The sequence below is a fragment of the Pseudocoprococcus catus genome (genome assembly GCF_019734885.1).
GTDB lineage: Bacteria > Bacillota > Clostridia > Lachnospirales > Lachnospiraceae > Coprococcus_A > Coprococcus_A catus.
On the sequence record NZ_JAAXCM010000034.1, the window covers coordinates 123,289 to 144,891 of the forward strand.

The window sequence follows — 21,603 nt, forward strand, 5'->3', positions numbered from 1 at the left end:
GGAGGAACATATAAAGCGTTATGAAGTACGATTTCGCGAAAATTGAATCAAAATGGCAGAAGAAATGGGCTGATGCAGACCTCTTTGCTGCCAAAGACAACAGTGACAAGCCGAAGTTCTATGGTCTGGTAGAATTTCCTTACCCAAGCGGTGCCGGCATGCATGTCGGTCATATCAAGGCATACTCAGGTCTTGAAGTTGTATCCCGTAAGCGTCGTATGCAGGGATATAATGTTCTTTTCCCGATCGGTTTTGACGCTTTCGGCCTTCCGGCTGAGAACTACGCCATAAAGACCAACACACATCCAAGAATTGTTACCGATCAGAATATTGAACGTTTTTCCAATCAGATGAAGCGTATGGGCTTCTCCTTTGACTGGGATCGTGTCATTGATACAACACAGGAAGACTACTACAAATGGACACAGTGGATTTTCCTGAAGCTTTTCGAAAATGGTCTTGCTTACCGTGACAAGACTCTGGTTAACTACTGTCCATCCTGTAAGGTTGTCCTTTCCAACGAAGACAGCCAGGGCGGCAAATGTGATATCTGCCACAGTGATGTTATCCAGAAGTCCAAGGAAGTATGGTATCTTCGCATCACCAAGTATGCAGACAAACTGCTTGAAGGTCTGAACGAAGTGGATTACCCTGACAATATCAAACAGCAGCAGCAGCACTGGATCGGCAAATCCACAGGTGCATTTGTAAACTTCAAACTGGATAATGAACAGGAGAGTCTCCGCGTTTATACAACACGTCCGGATACACTTTTCGGTGTCACATTCATGGTTATCGCACCGGAACATCCTTTGATCGACAAATATGCCGACCAGATCAAGAACATGGATGAGATCGAAGCTTACCGTGAAGAATGTGCGAAGAAGAGTGAGTTTGAACGTATCGAGATCAATAAAGACAAAACCGGTGTCAAGATCGACGGACTGATGGCCATCAATCCTGTCAGCGGCAAGAAAGTACCATTATTCATTGCCGATTATGTTATGATGGGTTATGGTACAGGTGCCATCATGGCTGTACCTGCTCACGATCAGCGTGACTATGATTTTGCAAGAAAATTCGGTGAAGAGATCATCCCTGTTATCAAGGGCGGCGATATTGACAAAGAAGCTTATACAGGCGATGGCGAAATGATCAACTCCGATTTCTTAAACGGTTATACCAACAAGAAAGATTCCATTGAGAAGATGATTGAAGTTCTTGAAGAAAAGGGTATCGGCGAGAAGGGTGTTCAGTATAAGATGAAAGACTGGGCATTCAACCGCCAGAGATATTGGGGTGAACCGATTCCGATCGTTCACTGTCCAAAATGCGGTATGGTAGGTGTACCATACGAAGAATTACCGCTTCGTCTGCCTAAGGTAGAGCACTTCCAGCCAGGTGAAGACGGCGAATCTCCACTGGCCAAGATTGACAGCTTTGTCAACTGCAAGTGTCCAAAGTGCGGCGGAGACGCTAAACGTGAAACAGATACAATGCCTCAGTGGGCAGGTTCTTCATGGTATTTCCTCCGTTATATCGATCCTCACAACACAGAAGCACTGGCAGATCCGGAGAAACTGAAATACTGGATGCCTGTTGACTGGTACAACGGCGGTATGGAACATGTTACAAGACATATGATCTATTCCCGTTTCTGGCATCGTTTCCTGTATGATATCGGTGTTGTTAACACACCTGAACCATACGCAAAACGTTCCGCACAGGGTCTGATCCTCGGACCTGACGGTACAAAGATGAGCAAATCCAAGGGCAACGTTGTGGATCCTCTGGATGTTGCAGACAAATACGGTGCAGATACACTCCGCACTTACATCCTTTTCATGGGTGACTACGGTGCATCTACACCATGGAACGAGAACTCTGTCCGCGGCTGCAAACGTTTTCTTGACCGTGTTTATCGTATCTTTGAGAAGGTTACGGAGGAGAATGTCCACAGCCTTGACAATCCGCTTCACAAAGCTATCAAGAAAGTCAGTGATGATATCGAAGATATGAAGTACAACACAGCCATCGCAACACTGATGGCACTGTTAAATGACTTCGAGTCCACGCCGGCAGTTGGCAAAGAGCAGTACGTCACATTCCTGAAGCTGCTTTCACCATTTGCACCGCATATCACAGAGGAACTCTGGGAGATGCTTGGCGGCGAAGGTTTCCTGTCCGTTTCCGAATGGCCGGTTTATGATGAATCCAAGATGGTAGACGAAACAGTCGAAATCGGTGTTCAGATCAACGGTAAGCCAAAGGATGCAGTTGAACTCTCATTAGATGATGATGAAGAAACAGCCGTAGCCAAAGCCGTGGCACTGCCTAAAATCGCCAACATCACAGCAGGTAAGAACATTGTCAAAGTTATTTATAAACCAGGCAAGATCCTGAACCTGATCGTAAAATAAACAACCAATCGTGTGGTTTTAATTTATCATAATAGGACTTAAAACAAGCAATTCAACACAGAAGCTTGTTTTAAGTCCTATTTTCTTATCAATCGAACTACTTCCAAATCAAACTAAAGCCACGTCGGTAAGTTCATCAGGCTCCGCAGTTTGTTAAACTGCTGTACTTCCTCTTCAGACATATCTTTCTTCATCACATCAAAGATCAATTTAATCTCATCATTGGTAAACGCAAGTCCCATGGCTGTCAGATGCTTATTGGCATCAATAATCGACGGAATCATTTCCGAAAAGCTTTTTCCTTCTGACTGATTCATCAATGCCATAAGGACTGATAATTTCCGAATATCAATTTTTCTGACGGCCGGATGATTGGCCCAATCCACTCGTGTCATTTTTTCTTTGCCTCCTTTATGTATTCTGCTGGTTTCCGATATTACGGATCAGCTGGATCTGCTCGGGTGTGAGCATTGACTGCATTTTCCTGAAATATTCATTATCACCTGCACTGCCGGAAGTACCTGCTGCCTCTCCGCTGCCTGTTCCTGCTGCCGATGACATCATCGAAGCCATGGCCGACAGATCACCGGACCCGGAAAAATTTCTGTACATTTCATACATCTTTGCCATATTCATCAGATTCAGGCACCGATCCAGCTGTTCTTTTTCTTTCGACCCGCAATATTTCCTCAAATCCCGCAGGACTTCCTCCGGTGGAATAGAGCGGTTTGACACACCGCAGGCCCTGATACCTCCCTGGTTCAAATACTGCATCATATGCTGCAGCTCTATAGATTTTGCCATCACGGCCATCATTTTTCCAAGGGACGGATTGACATAGGCCATTGCGGCTTTCAGCATCTGGGCAGTTGAATCGTAAGAAGCTGTATCGGCTTCTGTCAAAGGAATCTTTTCTGCATCCATCACAGACTCCTCACAGGCAAATGAACTCTTTATATTCTATGAGCAACTGATCTGAAATATGACATTGCCATTCATAAAAATTCTGTTTATGAAAATAGATGCTCTGACAGAAAGCTGACCGGAATCATATATTGTATTAGAAAAGGAAAAGGAGTATCATATCAAATGGACGAACAAAAATCCGTATTATATCATTCCTTCTATAATAAAAATAATGAGAATAAAAACAACAATGCCTATATCACACCTCATTCAAAAATTATCAGACAGGATAATGATACAATTATTATCGAGGATGAAAATACGATCTATGAAATAGATAAGCAATGTGCCATTCAACGCGGCTACCTGCCAAAATAATTATGTCAGAAAATCTTTTTCTGAACTGGTACCGTGTTTTAATGCAGTCTCAGCTTTCCTAAACATACAAAAGAGGCCCTTTATGGGCCCCTTTCATACCAGTAACTCAACTGCATTTTTTAGTTATTGCATCCACAGCAGCACAGAAGGATCAGAATCCAGATCCAGTTATTGCCACAGCCACAGCTGTCATTCCCGCAGCCTCCGCTGCCGCAGCCATTGTTGCCATTGCAGCAGCACAGAAGGATCAAAATCCAGATCCAGTTATTGCCGCAGCCACATCCATTTCCATTATTATTTGTCAGTCCATTACATCCGCAGTCATTGCAGCAGCTTGTTGCAGCTAAATCGCTCATGATTTTAGCCTCCACATTCATGTTTGATATATCTTATGGGGCATAGATTGTCCCAGTGCAAAAGGAGTTTGAAAATGTTTGAAATAACCAGTTTAAAAATGATCGACATCATTCATCAGTGCATGGATGAACTGATTCGTCCGGGGGATACCGTTTGTGATTGTACAATGGGAATCGGACATGATACAGCGTATATGTGCCAATTGACAGGAGAGCATGGCACTGTCTACAGCTTTGATATTCAACAGGAGGCGATAACCCGAACAAAAGCCCTTCTGACAGAAAATGGCTTAATGGCCCCGGCTCATTTAATTCTCGATTCACACAGCCGCCTCAAACAATATATTGATCAGCCCCTCCGATTCTTTGTCTTTAATCTTGGCTATCTGCCGGATGGTGACCCCTCTGTCATCACAGAAAGTGCTTCAACCCTCCAGGCACTTGAAGCGGCCCTTTCCATAACAGAAGCCGGGGGCGGCGGTGCTGTTCTTTCTTATTACGGCCATCCGGGCGGTGTAAATGAAAAGGCCTCCGTGGAAGCCTACCTTCAGTCCCTTCCTCCGAAATATTTTTCTATCATGAAAATTGACGCTTTTAATCGCAAAAACACACCCCCTGTCTTATATTTGATCAAAAAGCTGAAAGAAAATAAATAATTTATTGAAATACCTATTCTGTTTCGACATGTTTTTTATTTCCTCTGTGATAAAATGATGCTATCCGAAAGCCAACAAAGTTCATACATTGTAAAAACTGCTGCATGCAGTTACATAATGAAGAGGAGGAAATATTCATGATTCTTGACAACCAAATGACAGAATTGGGTTATGCATTAAAATCATATCGTGTCAGAAATAATATTACACAACAGGAATTAGCCGAGCGTCTCGGCGTAAGTACCAATACAATCCATTTATGGGAAACAAAAATATGCAAACCGTCAATGGGATCACTGCTCATTTTATCCGATATGCTAAATGAACCACTGATAAACATCATTGAAAAGGCCAATCGTAGTTATTATTGAACAGAATTGAAAAATTTTTCACAAAGCAGATGAATTTTCAGACTTGTTATGATAAAATAGCTCTGAAGAAAACTGCACAAAGCAGACATCATTATCTAGTCTCATCGTGAGCAGTTGCGAACGGACTAATACAGGGAGGGAACTGACAAATGAAGAAACCGGTACTCGTAATTATGGCGGCCGGTATGGGCAGCCGCTACGGCGGATTAAAGCAGATCGACCCAATCGATTCCGACGGACATATCATTATTGATTTTTCAATTTATGACGCTGTCCGTGCAGGCTTTGAAAAGGTTATCTTTATTATTAAACGTGAGAACGAACAGATTTTCCGCGAAACCATCGGCAAGAGAGCTGAAGGACTTATGGAAGTCGCTTATGTTTTTCAGGAGCTTGAGAATATTCCGGAAGGATTCTCCCTGCCTGAAGGCAGAATAAAACCATGGGGAACAGGGCATGCTGTTCTTAGCTGTATGGACATCATTGATGGTCCTTTTGCTGTGATCAATGCAGATGATTATTATGGTCCTGAAGCATTCAAGATGATCTATGATTATCTGATCTCCCATGAAGATGACAGCAAATACAGATATACAATGGTGGGCTATCGCCTTGGCAATACACTAACTGAGAATGGACACGTATCCCGTGGTGTCTGCACCGTTGATGCAGATGGTTATCTGACAGGTATCTGTGAACGTACTTATATTGTCATGACACCGGAAGGTGCCGCCTATTCCGAGGATGACGGCAAGACTCTGATCCCTATTTCACCTGATGAACGTGTTTCCATGAACATGTGGGGTTTTACAGCAAGTTTTATGGAAGAGCTGAAAGAGCAGTTCAGTGATTTTCTGGCCAATGAGATGCCGAAGAATCCACTCAAATCAGAATATTTTCTGCCTTCCGTTGTCAGCAGTCTGTTAGCTGATGACAAGGCAACGGTTCAGGTTCTCCATTCCAATGACAAATGGTATGGTGTTACTTACAAAGAAGACAAAGCCACTGTTGTTGCTGCTATTGCAGCACTCAAGCAAAACGGCATCTACCAGATGTAATCCGACTTGGATCTTCAAGATAAATACAATTTTACGAATAATGATTGACAACAAAAGGAGAAAAATAATAATGAGAAAAACCAAAATCGTATGTACACTCGGTCCTGCAACAAATAGTGAAGAGAAGATTAAACAGCTGATGTTAAATGGTATGGATGTTGCACGTATGAATTTTTCCCATGGTGATCATGCATCCCATCTTGCAACCCTTAATATCATCAAGAAAGTCAGAACAGATTTAAACCTCCCTGTTGCTGCACTGCTGGATACAAAGGGGCCTGAAATCCGTGTCGGCAAGTTCAAAGACAATAAGATTGAACTTCATACAGGAGACATGTTTACACTGACAACAAGAGATGTGGAAGGTACACCGGACATCGTCAGCATCACATATAAGAATCTTGTTAACGACGTACAGGTCGGCGGCAGAATCCTGATTGATGACGGTCTGATTGAATTATCTGTTGTCAAAAAGACAGCTACAGATATTATTTGCCGTGCTTTAAATAACGGTGCCGTTTCCAACAACAAGGGTGTCAATGTACCCGACTGCCATCTGACAATGCCTTATATCAGCCAGAAAGATTATGATGATATTGTTTTTGCCGTTGAAAATGATTACGATTTCATCGCTGCATCTTTTGTAAGAAGCGCACAGGATGTTCTTGATATCCGCAAGATTCTTGAAGATCACAATGGCGAAACAATCAAAGTCATCTCCAAGATTGAGAATATGCAGGGTGTTCAGAATATTGACGAGATCATCCGCGTATCTGATGGTATCATGGTGGCACGTGGCGATATGGGTGTTGAAATCCCATTCGAAGATGTCCCTGTTCTCCAGAAGATGATCATCAAGAAGGTATATGAAGCAGGCAAAGTCGTTATCACAGCAACACAGATGCTTGATTCTATGATGAAGAATCCTCGCCCGACACGTGCAGAAGCAACAGACGTTGCCAACGCGATCTATGACGGCACAAGTGCTATTATGTTATCTGGTGAAACAGCGGCCGGAGCTTACCCGATTGAAGCTGTTCAGACAATGGTGAAGATTGCCGAAAGCACAGAAGCTTCCATCAACTACCGCAAACGTTTCAAAGAGAGAACAACTCTTGTTAATCCTGATATTACAAATGCGATCTCCCATGCATGTTGCACAACAGCTATGGATTTGAACGCATCCGCCATCATCAGTGTTACAAAATCCGGTTTCACTGCCCGTATGGTTTCCAAGTATCGTCCTGAATCTCCGGTTGTTGCCTGTGTCATGGATGAAAAAGCATATCGTCAGCTGAATCTTTCCTGGGGTGTTACACCGATCATGATGTGTCAGCTTGAGAAGAACACAGACCAGCTCTTTGATCTGGCTGTTGAGACTGCTGAAAAAGCAGGTATCGTTCAGCAGGGTGAAGTTGTGGTTATTACAGCCGGTGTACCTCTCGGTGTTTCCGGTACAACAAATCTCATCAAGGTACATGTTGTCGGCCATGTTCTCTTAAAAGGCAAGAGCGTTAATGACAAAATTGTTTCCGGTAATCTCTGCGTATGCAAAACAGCCAGTGAACTGCTTCGCAGCTATAAACCGGGAGATATCATCGTAATCAACGAAACAACCAACGAGATGATGCCTCAGCTTCGTACAGCATCCGCTCTGATCGTTGAGAAAGGCGGCCTTTCATCCCATGCTGCAGTTGTCGGTATGAGCCTTGATATTCCTGTACTCCTTGAAGCAAAGAGTGCTACAGAAATTCTGAAACAGGGTGCTTTTGTTACAATCGACAGCAAGAAGGGCATTGTTTACGCCAATAAATAATTTATCTGTTTCAAATTATATATACAAAAAAGCAGAGACACCATGTCTCTGCTTTTTCGTATATATAATAATAAATAAAATTATCCGGAGTCCACATTGAATAATGTCAGACATCGTACTGGTGCAGGTTTCGCCTACCAGCGCGGTCTCTATGGTTTTGGCATCGGTATTGCTGTTTTAGACAGCGGCATTTATCCCCATCCGGATTTTAACAGTCCCGACAACCGAATCCGTGTATTCCGCGATTTTGTGAATTACCGCGAAACGCCTTACGACGACAACGGACACGGAACGCATATTGCCGGTATTATCTCCGGAAATGGCTATTTATCCAAAGGCAGATATATGGGAATGGCCCCGAAATCCCATCTGATCATCCTGAAGATCCTGGATCATCACGGCAACGGTACAGCAGAGACCGTCTGCCGGGCCATTGAATGGACCGTCAGACATCAGGCCCGTTTCCATATACGCATTATGAATATTTCTATTGGTGCCAAAGCCAACCAACTCACCGTCGAAAACCGAATGCTGACAGATGCCGTAGAATATGCATGGGATCACGGATTAATCGTCGTCGCCGCTGCCGGCAATAATGGCCCGTCCCTGGGAAGCATCACCTCACCGGGAACAAGCCGGAAGGTGATCACTGTCGGTGCCGCACCGGAGATATTCTCACCCGCCGGGCAGAAGAGCAGCTGTATTTTCTCCGGAAGAGGGCCCACAAAAAACTGTATTTGCAAACCCGAGATACTTGCACCGGGATTTCAGATCTGTTCCTGCGGAAACCACAAGGAACACCCCTACACCATCCGCAGCGGCACTTCCATGGCATCCCCTGTTGTCAGCGGCGGTATTGCTTTAATTCTTGATCAATATCCTGATTTAACGAACAAAGAGGTCAAGCGCTGTCTTTTAAAAAGTGCGCGACCTCTCAATTACCCGAAATCCTATCAGGGATGGGGATTGTTCCATATTCCGGAATGCTTAGACGGCAGATGTGACAGCCCTTAACCCAGGCTGTCACCATCCGCCTCCAATTCTTCCCATAATTCCATCAGCGTCAGCTGTTCTTCATCCAATGCCTCTTTTTCTTTGTTAATTTCCATCAGTCTGCTGACATTGGTATAAACCTCTTCCTGTACAAGCAGTTCATCCAGCTCTTTTAACCGGGCATCAATGGCATCAATACGTTCCATTGTCTTCTTCAGCTGATTTTTACGTTTTCTTTCCTTCGCCTGCAATTCTTTCTGCTGCTTATAATCCATTTTACCCGCACTGACGGTTTCCGCAGCAGCAGTACCGGCCGCAACTGATTCCCCGGAAGATTCTGTTGCAGAAGGATTTAACTGTTTTTCTATATAATAATCATAATTGCCGTTATAATTGGCCAGTCCGTTCTCCGACAACTCAAGGATCCTGGTCGCCACCTGATTGATAAAATATCGGTCATGTGAAACAAAGAGGAGTGTACCGCTGTAAGAACGCAGCGCATTCTCAAGGATTTCCCTGGACATAATGTCCAAATGGTTTGTTGGTTCATCCAGAATCAGCAGATTGGCATCAGAGAGCATCAGCTTTGCCAGTGAAACACGTCCCCGCTCACCGCCGCTTAAATCACGAATATATTTGAAAACATCATCCCCTGTAAACAGGAACGCTGCCAGCACATTTCGGATACGCGTATGCGTCATGGATGGCCATGTATCTGAAATTTCATCAAAAATCGTCTTGTTCATATCCAAAACCTGATGTTCCTGATCATAATACCCGATATGTACATTGCTTCCCAAATGGATCAGTCCCTTATCCGCAGGAATGATCTGGTTGATGATCTTTAAGATTGTTGTCTTACCTGTTCCGTTATCGCCGATCAATGCCACCTTTTCAGAACGTTTGATATCTATATTAATATTTGAAAAAAGACGCTGATCGCCAAAAGCCTTGCTCAGGCCTTCTATATGAAGTACATCATTGCCGCTTTGTACATCCGGTGTCAGAGATAAATGCATATAAGCATTCACCTCCTGGGGCTTCTCAATACGCTCTGTCTTCTCAAGCATCTTTTCACGGCTCTCAGCACGCTTAATAGATTTCTCCCGATTGAAAGATTTCAGCTTCGCAATGACTTCTTCCTGATGCTTGATTTCCTGCTGCTGATTCATCCATGCTTTCAATTCCGCATCACGGATCTGGGCTTTTTTCTCCGCAAAAGCTGAGTAGTTGCCGCTGTACATCCGTGCCCTATGATTCTCAATCTCCACAACCTTTGTCACAATACGGTCAAGGAAATAACGATCATGGGCCACGATAATAACCGCACCTTTATAATTCTGCAAAAATGTCTCCAACCAGGCAATAGATTTCATATCCAGGTGGTTTGTCGGCTCATCCAGTAAAATAATATCCGGCTTGGTAAGCAGCAGACGCCCCAGGGAAATTCGGGTCTTCTGCCCACCTGAAAGAGAAGAGACCTTCTTATTAAAATCCTCCTCGGAAAATCCAAGTCCCTTTAAAACACCTGTCACTTCACTTTGAAGGGCATAACCATTTTCCTGCTCAAAAGCATGGTTCAAACGGTCATAGGCAGCATACATCTCCGGCAGTTTATCTTCATCCGCCTGCTTCATATCCAACTCCAACTGACGAAGCTTATCATAAATTCTGACAACATTCTCACGGACTTTCATCATTTCTTCATAGATCGTTGACTCTGAATGAATATCCTGATGCTGTGCCAGATAACCAATCGTCTTACCCCGGCTGATGATCACCTCACCTGAATCCGGCGTCAATTCTCCCATGATGATCTTAAGGAGCGTAGACTTTCCTGCACCATTAATACCGACAATCGCTGTTTTCTCGTGATCTTCTATATGGAATGAAATCTTGTCAAGGATAACCTCTGTTCCAAAGGCCAGACTGATCTGCTGGCAAGATAATATCATATGAAACTCCTCCTGTTTTTAAACTTTACTTTCCATTATACCGTTTCCTTGAACTTGTTGCAAGCTGTGAATTGGAGCGTACCTGACAAAAATACGTTTATTACATTTATTCATGTGTTTATAACGAAACATTGATTGACAATAAAATATCATTTAGTTATAATATTTATGTATAGCACTGACTATTGTGAATTAATTATCAGATTTTTGTACATATCTCTATCAGTTTACTTTGTGATTGTTCTATAAAGATACGTATACGAAATACATGAAACAGGAGTGATTAAAATGTCAGAAAGAGGTATATCATCAGCTGTAATCCGCAGATTACCAAGGTATTACAGGTATCTGGGAGAATTACTTGAGAACAATGTTGTTAGAATTTCATCCAAGGAATTAAGCATCCGTATGAAGGTAACTGCATCACAAATTCGACAGGACCTTAACAATTTCGGTGGATTTGGTCAGCAGGGATATGGTTATAATGTGGAATATCTCTTTGAAGAAATCGGTAAGATCCTCGGATTAAACACCATTCAGAATATGATCATCATCGGTGCCGGAAATCTTGGTCAGGCACTGGCGAACTATGATTTTGACCGTATTGGCTTCAGAGTGATCGGTATTTTTGATGCCAATCCTCGTCTTGAAGGACTTGCCGTACATGGCATTGAGATTAAGATGGTAGATGAACTGGAAGAATTCATCAAAACCCATGAAATCCATGTTGCCACACTGACCGTTCCGAAGAAGAATGCACGTACCATCGCCAGCCAGCTGGAAGAGTGGGGCATTTGTGCTATCTGGAATTTTGCACCGACAGATCTTCATGTATCCGATGATGTCTGTGTAAAGAATGTCCATCTTGACGAAAGTCTGATGACATTATCCTACAACTTCCGCAATCGCGGCAAAGAAAAATACAGCTACCATTCTTATATGGATGACTGATCAACCGGACATTGATTGATGACAGCTGAAGAGCAGCTTTCCTGCTCTTCAGCTAATTTTCTGTTTAAAAGGAGATAAGCATTATGGAGTATCTTGTCACCGGAAGGCAGGCAAAAGCCATTGATACCTATACTATCGAACAAACCGGCATCCCTTCTCTTGTTCTTATGGAACGGGCTTCTTTATGTGTTGCAGAGGAAGTCCAAAAAACAGCCGATCAGATGCATCTTCCTGTTGTCAGAATCGCTGTCGTCTGCGGCAGCGGCAACAATGGTGGGGACGGCATCGCTACTGCCAGAATTCTTCACGAAAGAGGCTTGGATGTCTGTATTTTCCTTGCGGGCAAAAGAGAGAAAATGTCCGCCGATTGTCAGAAACAATTAGCCATTGCCGAAAAATTATCAGTGCCTATCGGCAATGGAACGGATCTTAGCGCATATAATATAATCATCGATGCCATCTTCGGTATCGGCCTTGACCGACCGGTTGAAGGCAATTACAGAGACTGGATCACAGCCATCAACCATGCGGCATCATGCGGCAGCTGCATTATTGCTATTGATATTCCTTCTGGTATCCATACTGACAGCGGTCATGTCATGGGTCTTGCTGTCCGTGCCCGCAAGACTGTCACTTTCGGTTACGTCAAAACAGGTTTGGTCTTTTATCCCGGAGCCGATTACGCCGGACAGGTGATCTGCCGTGATATTGGTTTTGATCCGGCTGCCCGGAAGGCTGTTGGACTGCAGTATATAACTTATACGAAGGATGACTGCCAAAGGCTGCCTAAACGATGTGCTGATTCCAACAAAGGGACTTACGGTCATGTACTAATCATCGCCGGAAGTAAAAACATGGCCGGTGCCGCGTATTTTTCTGCACTGGCTGCCTATAGAATGGGCGTCGGACTTGTCACCGTCTATACACCCGAAAGCAATCGGTGTATTCTTCAGCAGCTATTGCCTGAAGCAGTTCTTAAAACCTATCCGGATACACAGGAAGATTTCTCTGCCCTCCCGGATCTGTTGAAAAATTATCAGGCCATTGTTCTCGGTCCGGGACTCGGCCAGGGACCTGCCGCCGAAAATATTGTCAGAACAGTAACAGCTTCCGATTGTCAGATTCCACTGATCATTGATGCCGATGCCTTAAATATTCTTTCAAAAAACCGGAATTGGCTGTCAGAATCCATGATTCCTACAGTCATTACGCCGCATATGAAAGAACTTTCACGACTAACTGGCCATAATATCCAATATCTTAAAGAAAATTTGGTACAAGTTTGTGAAGCATTTACGCGTGAATATGGTGTAATATGTATTGCGAAAGATACAAGAACCATGATTATTGATAATTTTGAAACAATATATATCAATTTATCAGGCAATAACGGCATGTCTACCGGCGGCAGCGGTGACATTCTGACAGGAATGATCGCAGGTCTCTGCGGACAGCACATGCCTTTAAACCAAGCAGCCCGCCTGGGAGTCTATCTACATGGACGTGCAGGAGATATAGCTGCATCCAGCAAAGGATTTCATTCAATGACAGCTTCTGATGTTTTAAATGCTATCCCTGAATTATTGAAAAAGATCACTATGAACTAAAAAGCAACGCTTAATTTGGAGGGAAATATGAAAAACACTTATCGTGCCTGCGCCGAGATAAATTTAGACGCACTGAAACATAATATACAGGAGATCCAGGCTGTTCTCGGTGATACAAAGCTTATGTGTGTTATCAAGACAAACGCCTACGGCCACGGCGCCGTAGTCCTTGCCCGTGAACTTGCAGCCATGGGGGCTTACGGTTTTGCCGTTGCCACCGTTGATGAAGGTATCGAGCTGCGCAACAACGGTATTATCCAGCCGATTCTTGTTCTCGGTTTTGTCGCAAAGGAGCAGTATGCGGATATGATCACCTATCATATCATGCCGGCTATTTTTACATACAGTATGGCCAAAGATTTCGATGCTGTTGCCAGCTCCATGCATACCGTTGCCGATGTTCATATCAAACTTGATACAGGTATGAGCAGAATCGGTTTTAAGTCCGATGAAGAAAGTGTTGACGCCACTGTCCAGGGTATTGTTATGATCAATTCTCTTCTCAAGAATATCCGTATCGACGGTATTTTTACTCATTTTGCATGTGCTGACTGTGAAAACGACCAGATGACATTTGAACAGCTGAAGCGTTTTGACAATGTGATTGAACAGCTTGAAGCCAACGGCGTACACATTCCGATCAGACATTGTGCCAACAGTGCCGCCATCATCAAATATCCGGGTATGCGTATGAATATGGCCCGGGCAGGTATTATTATCTACGGCCTTTATCCTTCCGATGAAGTTGATAAAGATATCATCAAGCTGGAACCTGTGATGCGTTTAAAGAGTCACGTCATCTATGTAAAAACCGTGGAACCGGGAACAACTGTCGGATATGGTGCAACCTTTACCTGTGAACGTCCGACACGCATTGCTACAGTTTCTATCGGATACGGAGATGGCTACCCAAGAGGTTTATCCAACAAAGGCCGTGTCCTCATCGGCAGTCAGTCCTGGCCGATCATCGGCCGCGTCTGTATGGATCAGCTGATGGTAGATGTCACAGATGCAGATTATGAGATCAAACAGGGCGATGAAGTTGTTCTCGTCGGCTCTCAGGGCAGTGAGAACATTTCCGTAGAAGAGGTCGCTGCCATCAACAATTCTTTTAATTACGAATTTGTATGTGATATCAACCGACGTGTACCGCGTGTATATTATCGTGATGGTGAAGTTGTTGATATTGTGAATTATCTTCGCTCATAATCAGAGATTTTCGCAGTCCTGATGAATACACTTTCGATAAACGGGAATAATGCTTTTAAAGTTTATCAGGAGTGTGATATGCGTGATCATTAAAAGAGGCGATATATATTATGCAGATCTCAGACCGGTTATCGGCTCGGAACAGGGCGGTGTCAGACCGGTACTGATCATTCAAAACGATACCGGCAACCGTCACAGTCCCACCGTTATCTGTGCGGCCATTACATCACGGATGAACAAGGCAAAACTGCCTACCCATGTGGAACTGGATGCCGAACGTTATAAACTTGTCAAGAATTCCGTTGTCCTTCTGGAACAGGTGCGGACTATTGACAAAAAGCGACTGAAAGAAAAGGTCTGTCATCTGGATGATGAAATTCTCAAAAAAGTAGACCGTGCGTTAAGCATCAGTCTTGAACTGGATACATAATTCCGGGGCTGTCTCGTTATGAGGCAGCTTTTTTCTTGCAGCGGAAAATTCTGCAGGCAGGATTCTTTTTTATTTGACGAACAACTGCAAATCTGGTATATTTTTAGATAAAACAAAGAAAAAGGAGCGATTATTTTCATGGACGACGGACACCCCATTATACGTATCGTCATATTTATTATTTTATTGCTGATCAATGCAGCCTTTACCGGCACAGAGGTGGCTGTTTCAGCAGTCAATGAATCTGTTCTGAACAAGAAGAAAGATGAAGGTGACAAGAAAGCCGCCAGAATCCTTCAGTTTATCGGACAGCCTGCGGCATTCATGAGCACCATTGACCTGATCAGCGCGGCAGTGACTATTATTGCCGGTGCCTTTGTTGCAAGACCTTTTTTTACAGATCTGACTTCACTATTGATGGCACAGGTCCATCTGATGTACTGGCCGGCAGCCATCCTCAGCCATCTGGCAGTATGCCTGATCATTATTTACTTTGTCACGGTTTTCGGTATTCTATTTCCAAAGCGTCTGGCATTTAAGCACGCTGAGAAATGGGCCTATTCAGCCATTCGTATCGTAACATTGATTGGCACTGTCTGTAAGCCTTTTGTTGCTCTCATCAATGCTTCTGTCAGCCTTCTCGTTCGTCTTGCGGGCATCAACCCCAAGGATATCGAAGAGAATGTCACAGAAGAAGAGATTATCATGATGGTCAGTGAAGGCCATGAACAGGGCGTCATTGAAGCCAGTGAAGCTGAGATGATCAGCAATATCTTCAAATTTGACGATAAAGAAGTTGCTGATATCATGACTCACCGGCGTCATATCTGCGCTGTTGACTGCGAACTCTCTCTCAGTGAGGCAGCTGAACTGATGGCCCGAGAGCGTTATTCCCGTTATCCTGTATTCGAGAATGACACAGATAATATCATTGGTATTCTTCATCTGAAGGATGTCATGCGTCTTATTGTCAGCGGAGAGACAGATGCTTCCATCAAAGAGGTCATGCGCAAACCGGTATTTGTACCGGATACCCAGAATATCAATTCCCTGTTCCGCGAAATGCAGGCCAAGAAGGTTCATATGGCTATCGTCGTTGATGAATACGGCCAGTCCTGCGGTCTTGTCGCCATGGAAGATATCCTTGAAGAAATCGTCGGCAATATTCTTGACGAATATGATCCCGATGAAGACAATATACAGATTATCGGCGGTGCCTATCTGATGAAAGGTCTGACACCGCTTGAAGATATTACCCGTACCCTTGGAATTACTTTTGATGATGATTTTGAAACACTGAATGGTTTACTGATCTCCAAACTGGAACATATTCCTCAGAACAATGAATTTGCCAGTGTTGATATTGACGGCTATACTTTCAAAGTCATGAGTGTCAAGGATAACGCCATCAGCCTTGTCAAGGTTACCAAAATTACGGGTTGATTCTTCACGAAACAAATGATAGAATATATAGGTTGATATTTTTAGTACGAGATAGGAGTGTAATTATGTCAGGACATTCTAAGTTTGCGAATATTAAGCATAAAAAAGAGAAGAATGATGCTGCTAAAGGTAAAATTTTTACAATCATCGGCCGTGAATTGGCTGTAGCTGTTAAAGAGGGCGGCTCTGACCCAAACAATAACAGCAGACTGCGTGATGTTATTGCCAAGGCGAAAGCCAACAACATGCCTAATGATACAATCGAACGTGGTATCAAGAAAGCTGCCGGCGACCTTGGCTCTGTTAACTATGAAAACAATACATACGAAGGCTACGGTCCAAGCGGTGTTGCCATTATCGTTGAGACACTGACTGACAACCGTAACCGTACAGCTGCCAATGTAAGAAGTGCTTTCACAAAGGGCGGCGGTTCCATTGGTACAAGTGGTTGTGTATCCTTCATGTTCGATAAGAAAGGTCAGATTATCATTGACAAAGAAGAATGTGAGATGGATGCAGATGATCTGATGATGATTGCCTTGGATGCAGGTGCAGAAGACTTCAGCGATGAAGAAGATTCTTACGAGATCATCACTGATCCGGATGACTTCAGTGCAGTTCGTGATGCCCTTGAAAAAGAAGGTATCCCAATGGCTGAAGCTGAGGTAACAATGGTTCCTCAGACATGGGCAACTCTGACTAACGAAGAAGATATTAAGAAAATGAACCGTATTCTGGACCTCCTTGATGAAGATGATGATGTTCAGAACGTTTATCACAACTGGGACGAATAAGAAAGGCGTAAGAAGATGTATCAGTTTGGTTTTATCGGCATGGGCAATATGGGATCAGCAATGCTTAAGGGCTGTCTGTCTGTTTTCCCTGCCAACACCCTTGCCTTCTCAAGAAAAGATGCCGCCAAAGGCGAAGCTTTGTCACTGGAAACAGGGGCTGTCTGGATTGACAGTAACCGCACATGTGCCGAACAATCCAGATACATTATTCTTGCTGTCAAACCTCAGTTTTACGACGGCGTTTTAAAGGAAATCCAGCCGGTACTTGATGATTCCAGAATCATCATTTCCCTGGCACCAAGCTATTCAATCGCAGATCTGAAGCAGTCCCTTGGTTCATCCGTGCGTATTGTCCGCGCCATGCCGAATACGCCGGCGATGGTGGGTGAGGGTATGACAGGTCTTTCCTGGTCTGATGATGACTTTTCAGAATCAGAACGCACGGAACTGATGCAGTTCTTTACATCATTCGGCAAGGCTGAGACGGTTCCTGAAAATCTGATGGATGCTGTTACCGCAGCCAGCGGAAGTTCACCTGCCTTTATTTACATGATGATCGAAGCTTTGGCAGACGGTGTTGTAAAATACGGTATGCCCCGTGATAAGGCCTATACCTTTGTTTCCCAGGCAGTCCTCGGTTCCGCAAAGATGGTTCTCGAAACAGGTGAACATCCGGGTCTGCTCAAAGACAACGTCTGTTCACCGGGCGGTACAACTATTGCGGCTGTTGCTGAACTTGAAGCATCCGGTTTCAGAAGCAGTCTGATCAAAGCGGCTTCCGCCGTCTGCGATCGCTGCAGGAATATGTAGTCCGCAGAATGGTTTTCACATAATAATGAATTGGCATATCCCCTCTGAATCCGGCATATATTATGCTGGAACAGGGGGGATTTTTATTCGTTCATATTTATCACGCTGCCAATGGCTGCTTGCATTATCTGCCGGTATTCTTTTTTCCATTATCATCTATCTGTTCAGTCAGCATTCATTATCTGCGATAAGCAGCAGGCAGGGAGATTATGACCGCCTGATCATGAGCTGGCATTGTACACCCGGTTTTTTAATCTATCTTTTTTTGTGCCGATGCCTGCCTTTTTTCCTTCTTCTGATTTTGACCCTTCGCACCGGCAAGCGTTTCTTTTTTTACTTGTACTTTCTATATATCGGATTTGTTTACGGGGCTCAAAGCATTTTATCCGCTGCCGAGTATCAATTTTTCGGACTGTTATTGTGCTTTTTCCGTCTGGCACCCCAGATCTTTTTTTATTTGCCGGCACTATTCCTGGCCTGGCATCTTGCAGGCAATCCGGGATATCCTTTTCTTTCCGGCAAAAGACGTTTATTTCTGATAAGCATGTTGTTATGGATCGTCGGAACGCTGTCAGAATGGGCACTTAATCCCTATTTTCTGAAATTCGGTATTCAACTTCTCTTATGAGAAAAAATAATTTGATTTTTCTTTTATCTTTGACTATAATAGTACTCATATTGTAAGAAACTAAAGAGGCGACATAGAAATGGAACAACAGCTTAACTACTTTATCCAATATCTTGAACAGGTCAGAAAATCTTCCCGCAATACAGTTTTATCCTACAGACGGGATCTTGAAAAATTTCTGGCTTTTCTTGATGCGCAGGAGATTTCCGACTTTGCATCTGTAAATGAGACAACACTGAATGCTTATATCCTTATGATGGAGCAGAAGCAGTTTGCAACATCTACTATTTCCAGAAATATTGCCGCTCTGAAATCTTTTTTTGATTATCTTGAACACTATGAAAGCTTCCGGAGCAATCCTGCCGCAAGGCTCAAAGCCCCGAAAATCGAAAAGAAAGCCCCGGAAGTATTAACTGTCGCTGAGGTGACAAAGCTTCTGGAGCAGCCCGCTGGGCGCAATAACAAGGAACTTCGTGACAAGGCCATGCTGGAACTGATGTATGCCACAGGTATCCGCGTCAGTGAACTGGTATCCCTTACAGTGAATGATATCAATGTCCAGGCAGGTTATATACGATGCTCTGAGCACGGAAGAGAACGCATTATTCCTATTGGAAGTGTTGCACGGGTTTCCCTGAGACAATATCTGAAGCAGGCCAGACCGTCCATGCTCGCTGATGACAACAGCAGTATTCTTTTTCCGAACTGCAGCGGACAGCCTATGAGCCGACAGGGCTTCTGGAAAATCCTGAAGCAATATGCCGCCAAAGCCGGTATTGCCTCAGATATCACACCGCATACCCTGCGTCATTCATTTGCCGCACACCTTCTTGAGAATGGGGCAGATCTTCGCTCTGTTCAGGAGATGCTCGGTCACTCCGATATTTCTACTACACAGATCTATCTTAAAATGAACACCGGAAGAATCCGGGATATATACAGCAATACGCACCCAAGGGCCTAAACTCTTAGGTGCGTATTTTTATCTTCCCATAGATTTGCCAGCACCGTAAATCAGGCTGTCCATTGTGACTGTTGTCTCAGATGTTCCGGCTTTTATCGTATAGCTTTCTCCCTGGACGATTTCAGGACAGCTGATCACAACAGATGCATAGCTTTTGGAGGACTGCCAGCTCAGCAATTCTGTGCCCGATGCATCTGTCAGAACAATATCTGTTCCTGCTTCCTGACTGCCTGTATTCAGCAGGATAGAGCCCTGGGTTGATTTTTCGCCAAAGTTGACAGTCATACCTGAAGAACCTGCTGCAATTAATATGCCTCCGGTAATGACTGCATCCGTCTCATAATCCAGCGCGCCGTCACCATCGCCGGCAGGACCGGACACATAGGTTTCGCCCCCTGATACAGTGAAGGTTCCGTTGGAATCAATCCCATCGCCTTCGGCATCAATCTCTGTATGACCACCGCTGATTTCAACGACAGCACTATTTAAACCATCATCATCAGAAGTAAGTGTGATCCGGCCGCCGGCAATCAAAACCTTTTCGCTGCCTTCAATGCCTTCATAGCTTTCTGAAATAACAATTGTACCGTCACTTACTGTCACCTGGCCATCAGCATGGATGCCATCATCCCCAGAGGCAATTGTCAGCGTACCGCCCGAGATGGCTATATCGCTGTTTGAATGAAAACCATCATCGGCTGCATAAATGGTATATGTGCCTCCGGATATAGCAAGACTGCCATTGGCTTTGATTCCTTTTGTACTGGCTGTTTCACTTGCTTCGCCTTCATCAGTTGTTTCTGATTCTTCCTGAAGTTTTTCACCGGGCTCTCCCTGAGGCCGTTCTCCGGAAGGCAGCATACCTCCCGGTTCCCCGGGACCGCCAGAACCACCTGGCCTTTCTTCCTGATGGTCTTCACCATTTTCACTGCCGCCTCCTGCCGTGATTGTGTAAGTGCCGTCCAACAGTGTCATATTACCGGATGCACTGATCCCATCCCCCGAAGAAGCCAAAGCAAATGTTCAGCCTGCAATATAGACAACCCCTTTCTCTTTATCATCTTCATTTTCCGTATGCAGTGCATCTTTTCCGGCAGTAACTGTAAAATCACCATCCAGAATACGTATACTGTCTTTACCTGAAAGTCCCTGACTTGCTGCCTCTATATTATATGTACCGCCGGTGATCACAAGATCATCTTTAGAAACAACGCCATGGCCTTCTTTGGCTGTCACCTTCAGGCTGCCGCTGCCATTGAGTGTCAGATCCGATTTTGAAAATATCGCACTGTCGATATTGTTGTCATCGACGGTTTCATAGGTACCACCATTACTAAGTACATTCTCTGTATCCGGTGCCAGCGTTATAAAAACCTTATCCGCTGACTTAACATAAATAGCTGCAGAACTGCTGCTGTTGATTGATACACCGTTTAAAATCAATCTCACCTTCACATTCTCATCTGTATAAATTACAACAGAGCCATCTGACAGAGAGCCAGAGAGAAGATAAGTCCCTTCTTCTGTGATTGTCACTGTCTGCCCCTCTATGGAAACAGATTGACTGTCACAGCTGCTGCCATCATCCGACAGCTGTATCGCCGTACACTCATTCTCATCATAACCGACTTCTTTGTCCCGGTCGGTGAACATACTGTCTGTATCCTCTGCAGTATCCTCATCTGTATCTGACAGATTTTCCTCTTGTTCTGTCAAATCAGAGACCGTATCTTTTGTATCCGCCGACTCTGTTCCGGCTGATTTTGTACAACCGGAGAGCAGCATAAGTGCAACACAGCAGGCTGCCACGGTTTTCTTTATTCCTCGTTTCATTCATTTTCCTTTCCGAAGGGCGTAA

20 protein-coding genes and 1 pseudogene are annotated in these 21,603 nt (G+C 44.2%); 15 read left to right on the top strand and 6 right to left on the bottom strand.

Features of this window, described 5'->3' with window-relative positions:
* Positions 1–20: 20 nt before the first annotated feature.
* On the top strand, positions 21–2,420 hold the full coding sequence (gene leuS, locus HED67_RS10285) for a leucine--tRNA ligase (RefSeq protein WP_178437982.1): 2,400 nt from the start codon (positions 21–23) through the stop codon (positions 2,418–2,420).
* A gap of 113 nt (positions 2,421–2,533) precedes the next feature.
* On the opposite strand, the gene HED67_RS10290 is transcribed toward leuS, so the two are convergent.
* Positions 2,534–2,815 (bottom strand): hypothetical protein, encoded by a 282-nt coding sequence (locus tag HED67_RS10290; RefSeq protein WP_178437980.1) that lies wholly within the window; start codon positions 2,813–2,815, stop codon positions 2,534–2,536.
* A gap of 16 nt (positions 2,816–2,831) precedes the next feature.
* Positions 2,832–3,344, bottom strand: coding sequence for a hypothetical protein (locus tag HED67_RS10295; RefSeq protein WP_221718246.1), 513 nt, complete (start codon positions 3,342–3,344; stop codon positions 2,832–2,834).
* A 165-nt stretch (positions 3,345–3,509) separates the two neighbouring features.
* Between HED67_RS10295 and HED67_RS10300 the strand changes: the two genes are divergently transcribed.
* Positions 3,510–3,704: a hypothetical protein gene (locus HED67_RS10300; RefSeq protein ID WP_178437976.1), complete on the top strand. Its 195-nt coding sequence runs from the start codon at positions 3,510–3,512 to the stop codon at positions 3,702–3,704.
* Between the two features lie 119 nt (positions 3,705–3,823).
* On the opposite strand, the gene HED67_RS10305 is transcribed toward HED67_RS10300, so the two are convergent.
* Positions 3,824–4,060, bottom strand: coding sequence for a hypothetical protein (locus tag HED67_RS10305; protein WP_178437974.1), 237 nt, complete (start codon positions 4,058–4,060; stop codon positions 3,824–3,826).
* 74 nt (positions 4,061–4,134) lie between these two features.
* Between HED67_RS10305 and HED67_RS10310 the strand changes: the two genes are divergently transcribed.
* The 5 genes from HED67_RS10310 (at position 4,135) to HED67_RS10330 (ending at position 8,975) form a co-directional block, all read left to right on the top strand.
* Complete coding sequence (locus HED67_RS10310; RefSeq protein WP_221718247.1) at positions 4,135–4,716, top strand: class I SAM-dependent methyltransferase; 582 nt, start codon at positions 4,135–4,137, stop codon at positions 4,714–4,716.
* Between the two features lie 137 nt (positions 4,717–4,853).
* Entirely contained in the window at positions 4,854–5,087 is a 234-nt protein-coding gene (locus tag HED67_RS10315) for a helix-turn-helix transcriptional regulator (RefSeq protein WP_178437970.1), read from the top strand.
* Between the two features lie 149 nt (positions 5,088–5,236).
* Positions 5,237–6,145: a sugar phosphate nucleotidyltransferase gene (locus tag HED67_RS10320; RefSeq protein WP_215633140.1), complete on the top strand. Its 909-nt coding sequence runs from the start codon at positions 5,237–5,239 to the stop codon at positions 6,143–6,145.
* 70 nt (positions 6,146–6,215) lie between these two features.
* Positions 6,216–7,961 carry a pyruvate kinase gene (gene pyk / locus HED67_RS10325; protein WP_178437966.1) on the top strand — a complete coding sequence of 582 codons (1,746 nt, stop codon included), beginning with the start codon at positions 6,216–6,218 and terminating at the stop codon, positions 7,959–7,961.
* Between the two features lie 96 nt (positions 7,962–8,057).
* Complete coding sequence (locus HED67_RS10330; RefSeq protein WP_221718248.1) at positions 8,058–8,975, top strand: S8 family peptidase; 918 nt, start codon at positions 8,058–8,060, stop codon at positions 8,973–8,975.
* Here the strand turns inward: HED67_RS10330 and HED67_RS10335 are convergent.
* Entirely contained in the window at positions 8,972–10,909 is a 1,938-nt protein-coding gene (locus tag HED67_RS10335; RefSeq protein ID WP_221718249.1) for an ABC-F family ATP-binding cassette domain-containing protein, read from the bottom strand. The two genes, HED67_RS10330 and HED67_RS10335, sit on opposite strands and share 4 nt — an antisense overlap.
* Before the next feature lie 288 nt (positions 10,910–11,197).
* On the opposite strand from HED67_RS10335, the gene HED67_RS10340 reads away from it, so the two are divergent.
* The 8 genes from HED67_RS10340 (at position 11,198) to xerD (ending at position 19,745) form a co-directional block, all read left to right on the top strand.
* On the top strand, positions 11,198–11,860 hold the full coding sequence (locus HED67_RS10340; protein WP_178437960.1) for a redox-sensing transcriptional repressor Rex: 663 nt from the start codon (positions 11,198–11,200) through the stop codon (positions 11,858–11,860).
* Positions 11,861–11,943: 83 nt separating this feature from the next.
* Positions 11,944–13,467, top strand: coding sequence for an NAD(P)H-hydrate dehydratase (locus tag HED67_RS10345; RefSeq protein ID WP_221718250.1), 1,524 nt, complete (start codon positions 11,944–11,946; stop codon positions 13,465–13,467).
* A 27-nt stretch (positions 13,468–13,494) separates the two neighbouring features.
* Positions 13,495–14,676, top strand: coding sequence for an alanine racemase (gene alr / locus HED67_RS10350; protein ID WP_221718251.1), 1,182 nt, complete (start codon positions 13,495–13,497; stop codon positions 14,674–14,676).
* Between the two features lie 82 nt (positions 14,677–14,758).
* Positions 14,759–15,106, top strand: coding sequence for a type II toxin-antitoxin system PemK/MazF family toxin (locus HED67_RS10355; protein WP_178440703.1), 348 nt, complete (start codon positions 14,759–14,761; stop codon positions 15,104–15,106).
* Between the two features lie 138 nt (positions 15,107–15,244).
* Positions 15,245–16,549 (top strand): hemolysin family protein, encoded by a 1,305-nt coding sequence (locus tag HED67_RS10360; RefSeq protein WP_178440705.1) that lies wholly within the window; start codon positions 15,245–15,247, stop codon positions 16,547–16,549.
* 65 nt (positions 16,550–16,614) lie between these two features.
* Positions 16,615–17,343 (top strand): YebC/PmpR family DNA-binding transcriptional regulator, encoded by a 729-nt coding sequence (locus HED67_RS10365; RefSeq protein WP_178440713.1) that lies wholly within the window; start codon positions 16,615–16,617, stop codon positions 17,341–17,343.
* A gap of 15 nt (positions 17,344–17,358) precedes the next feature.
* Positions 17,359–18,153, top strand: coding sequence for a pyrroline-5-carboxylate reductase (gene proC, locus HED67_RS10370; RefSeq protein ID WP_178440715.1), 795 nt, complete (start codon positions 17,359–17,361; stop codon positions 18,151–18,153).
* Between the two features lie 707 nt (positions 18,154–18,860).
* Positions 18,861–19,745: a site-specific tyrosine recombinase XerD gene (xerD, locus tag HED67_RS10375; RefSeq protein WP_215633149.1), complete on the top strand. Its 885-nt coding sequence runs from the start codon at positions 18,861–18,863 to the stop codon at positions 19,743–19,745.
* Positions 19,746–19,763: 18 nt separating this feature from the next.
* Here the strand turns inward: xerD and HED67_RS17075 are convergent, their stop codons facing one another.
* A complete protein-coding gene (locus HED67_RS17075) occupies positions 19,764–20,393 on the bottom strand; it encodes a carbohydrate-binding domain-containing protein (RefSeq protein WP_408639819.1) in 630 nt (209 codons plus the stop codon).
* Positions 20,379–21,578: pseudogene (locus HED67_RS17080) on the bottom strand (carbohydrate-binding domain-containing protein); the annotation flags it as partial. The gene HED67_RS17075 and the pseudogene HED67_RS17080, both read right to left, overlap by 15 nt.
* Positions 21,579–21,603 lie beyond the last annotated feature (25 nt).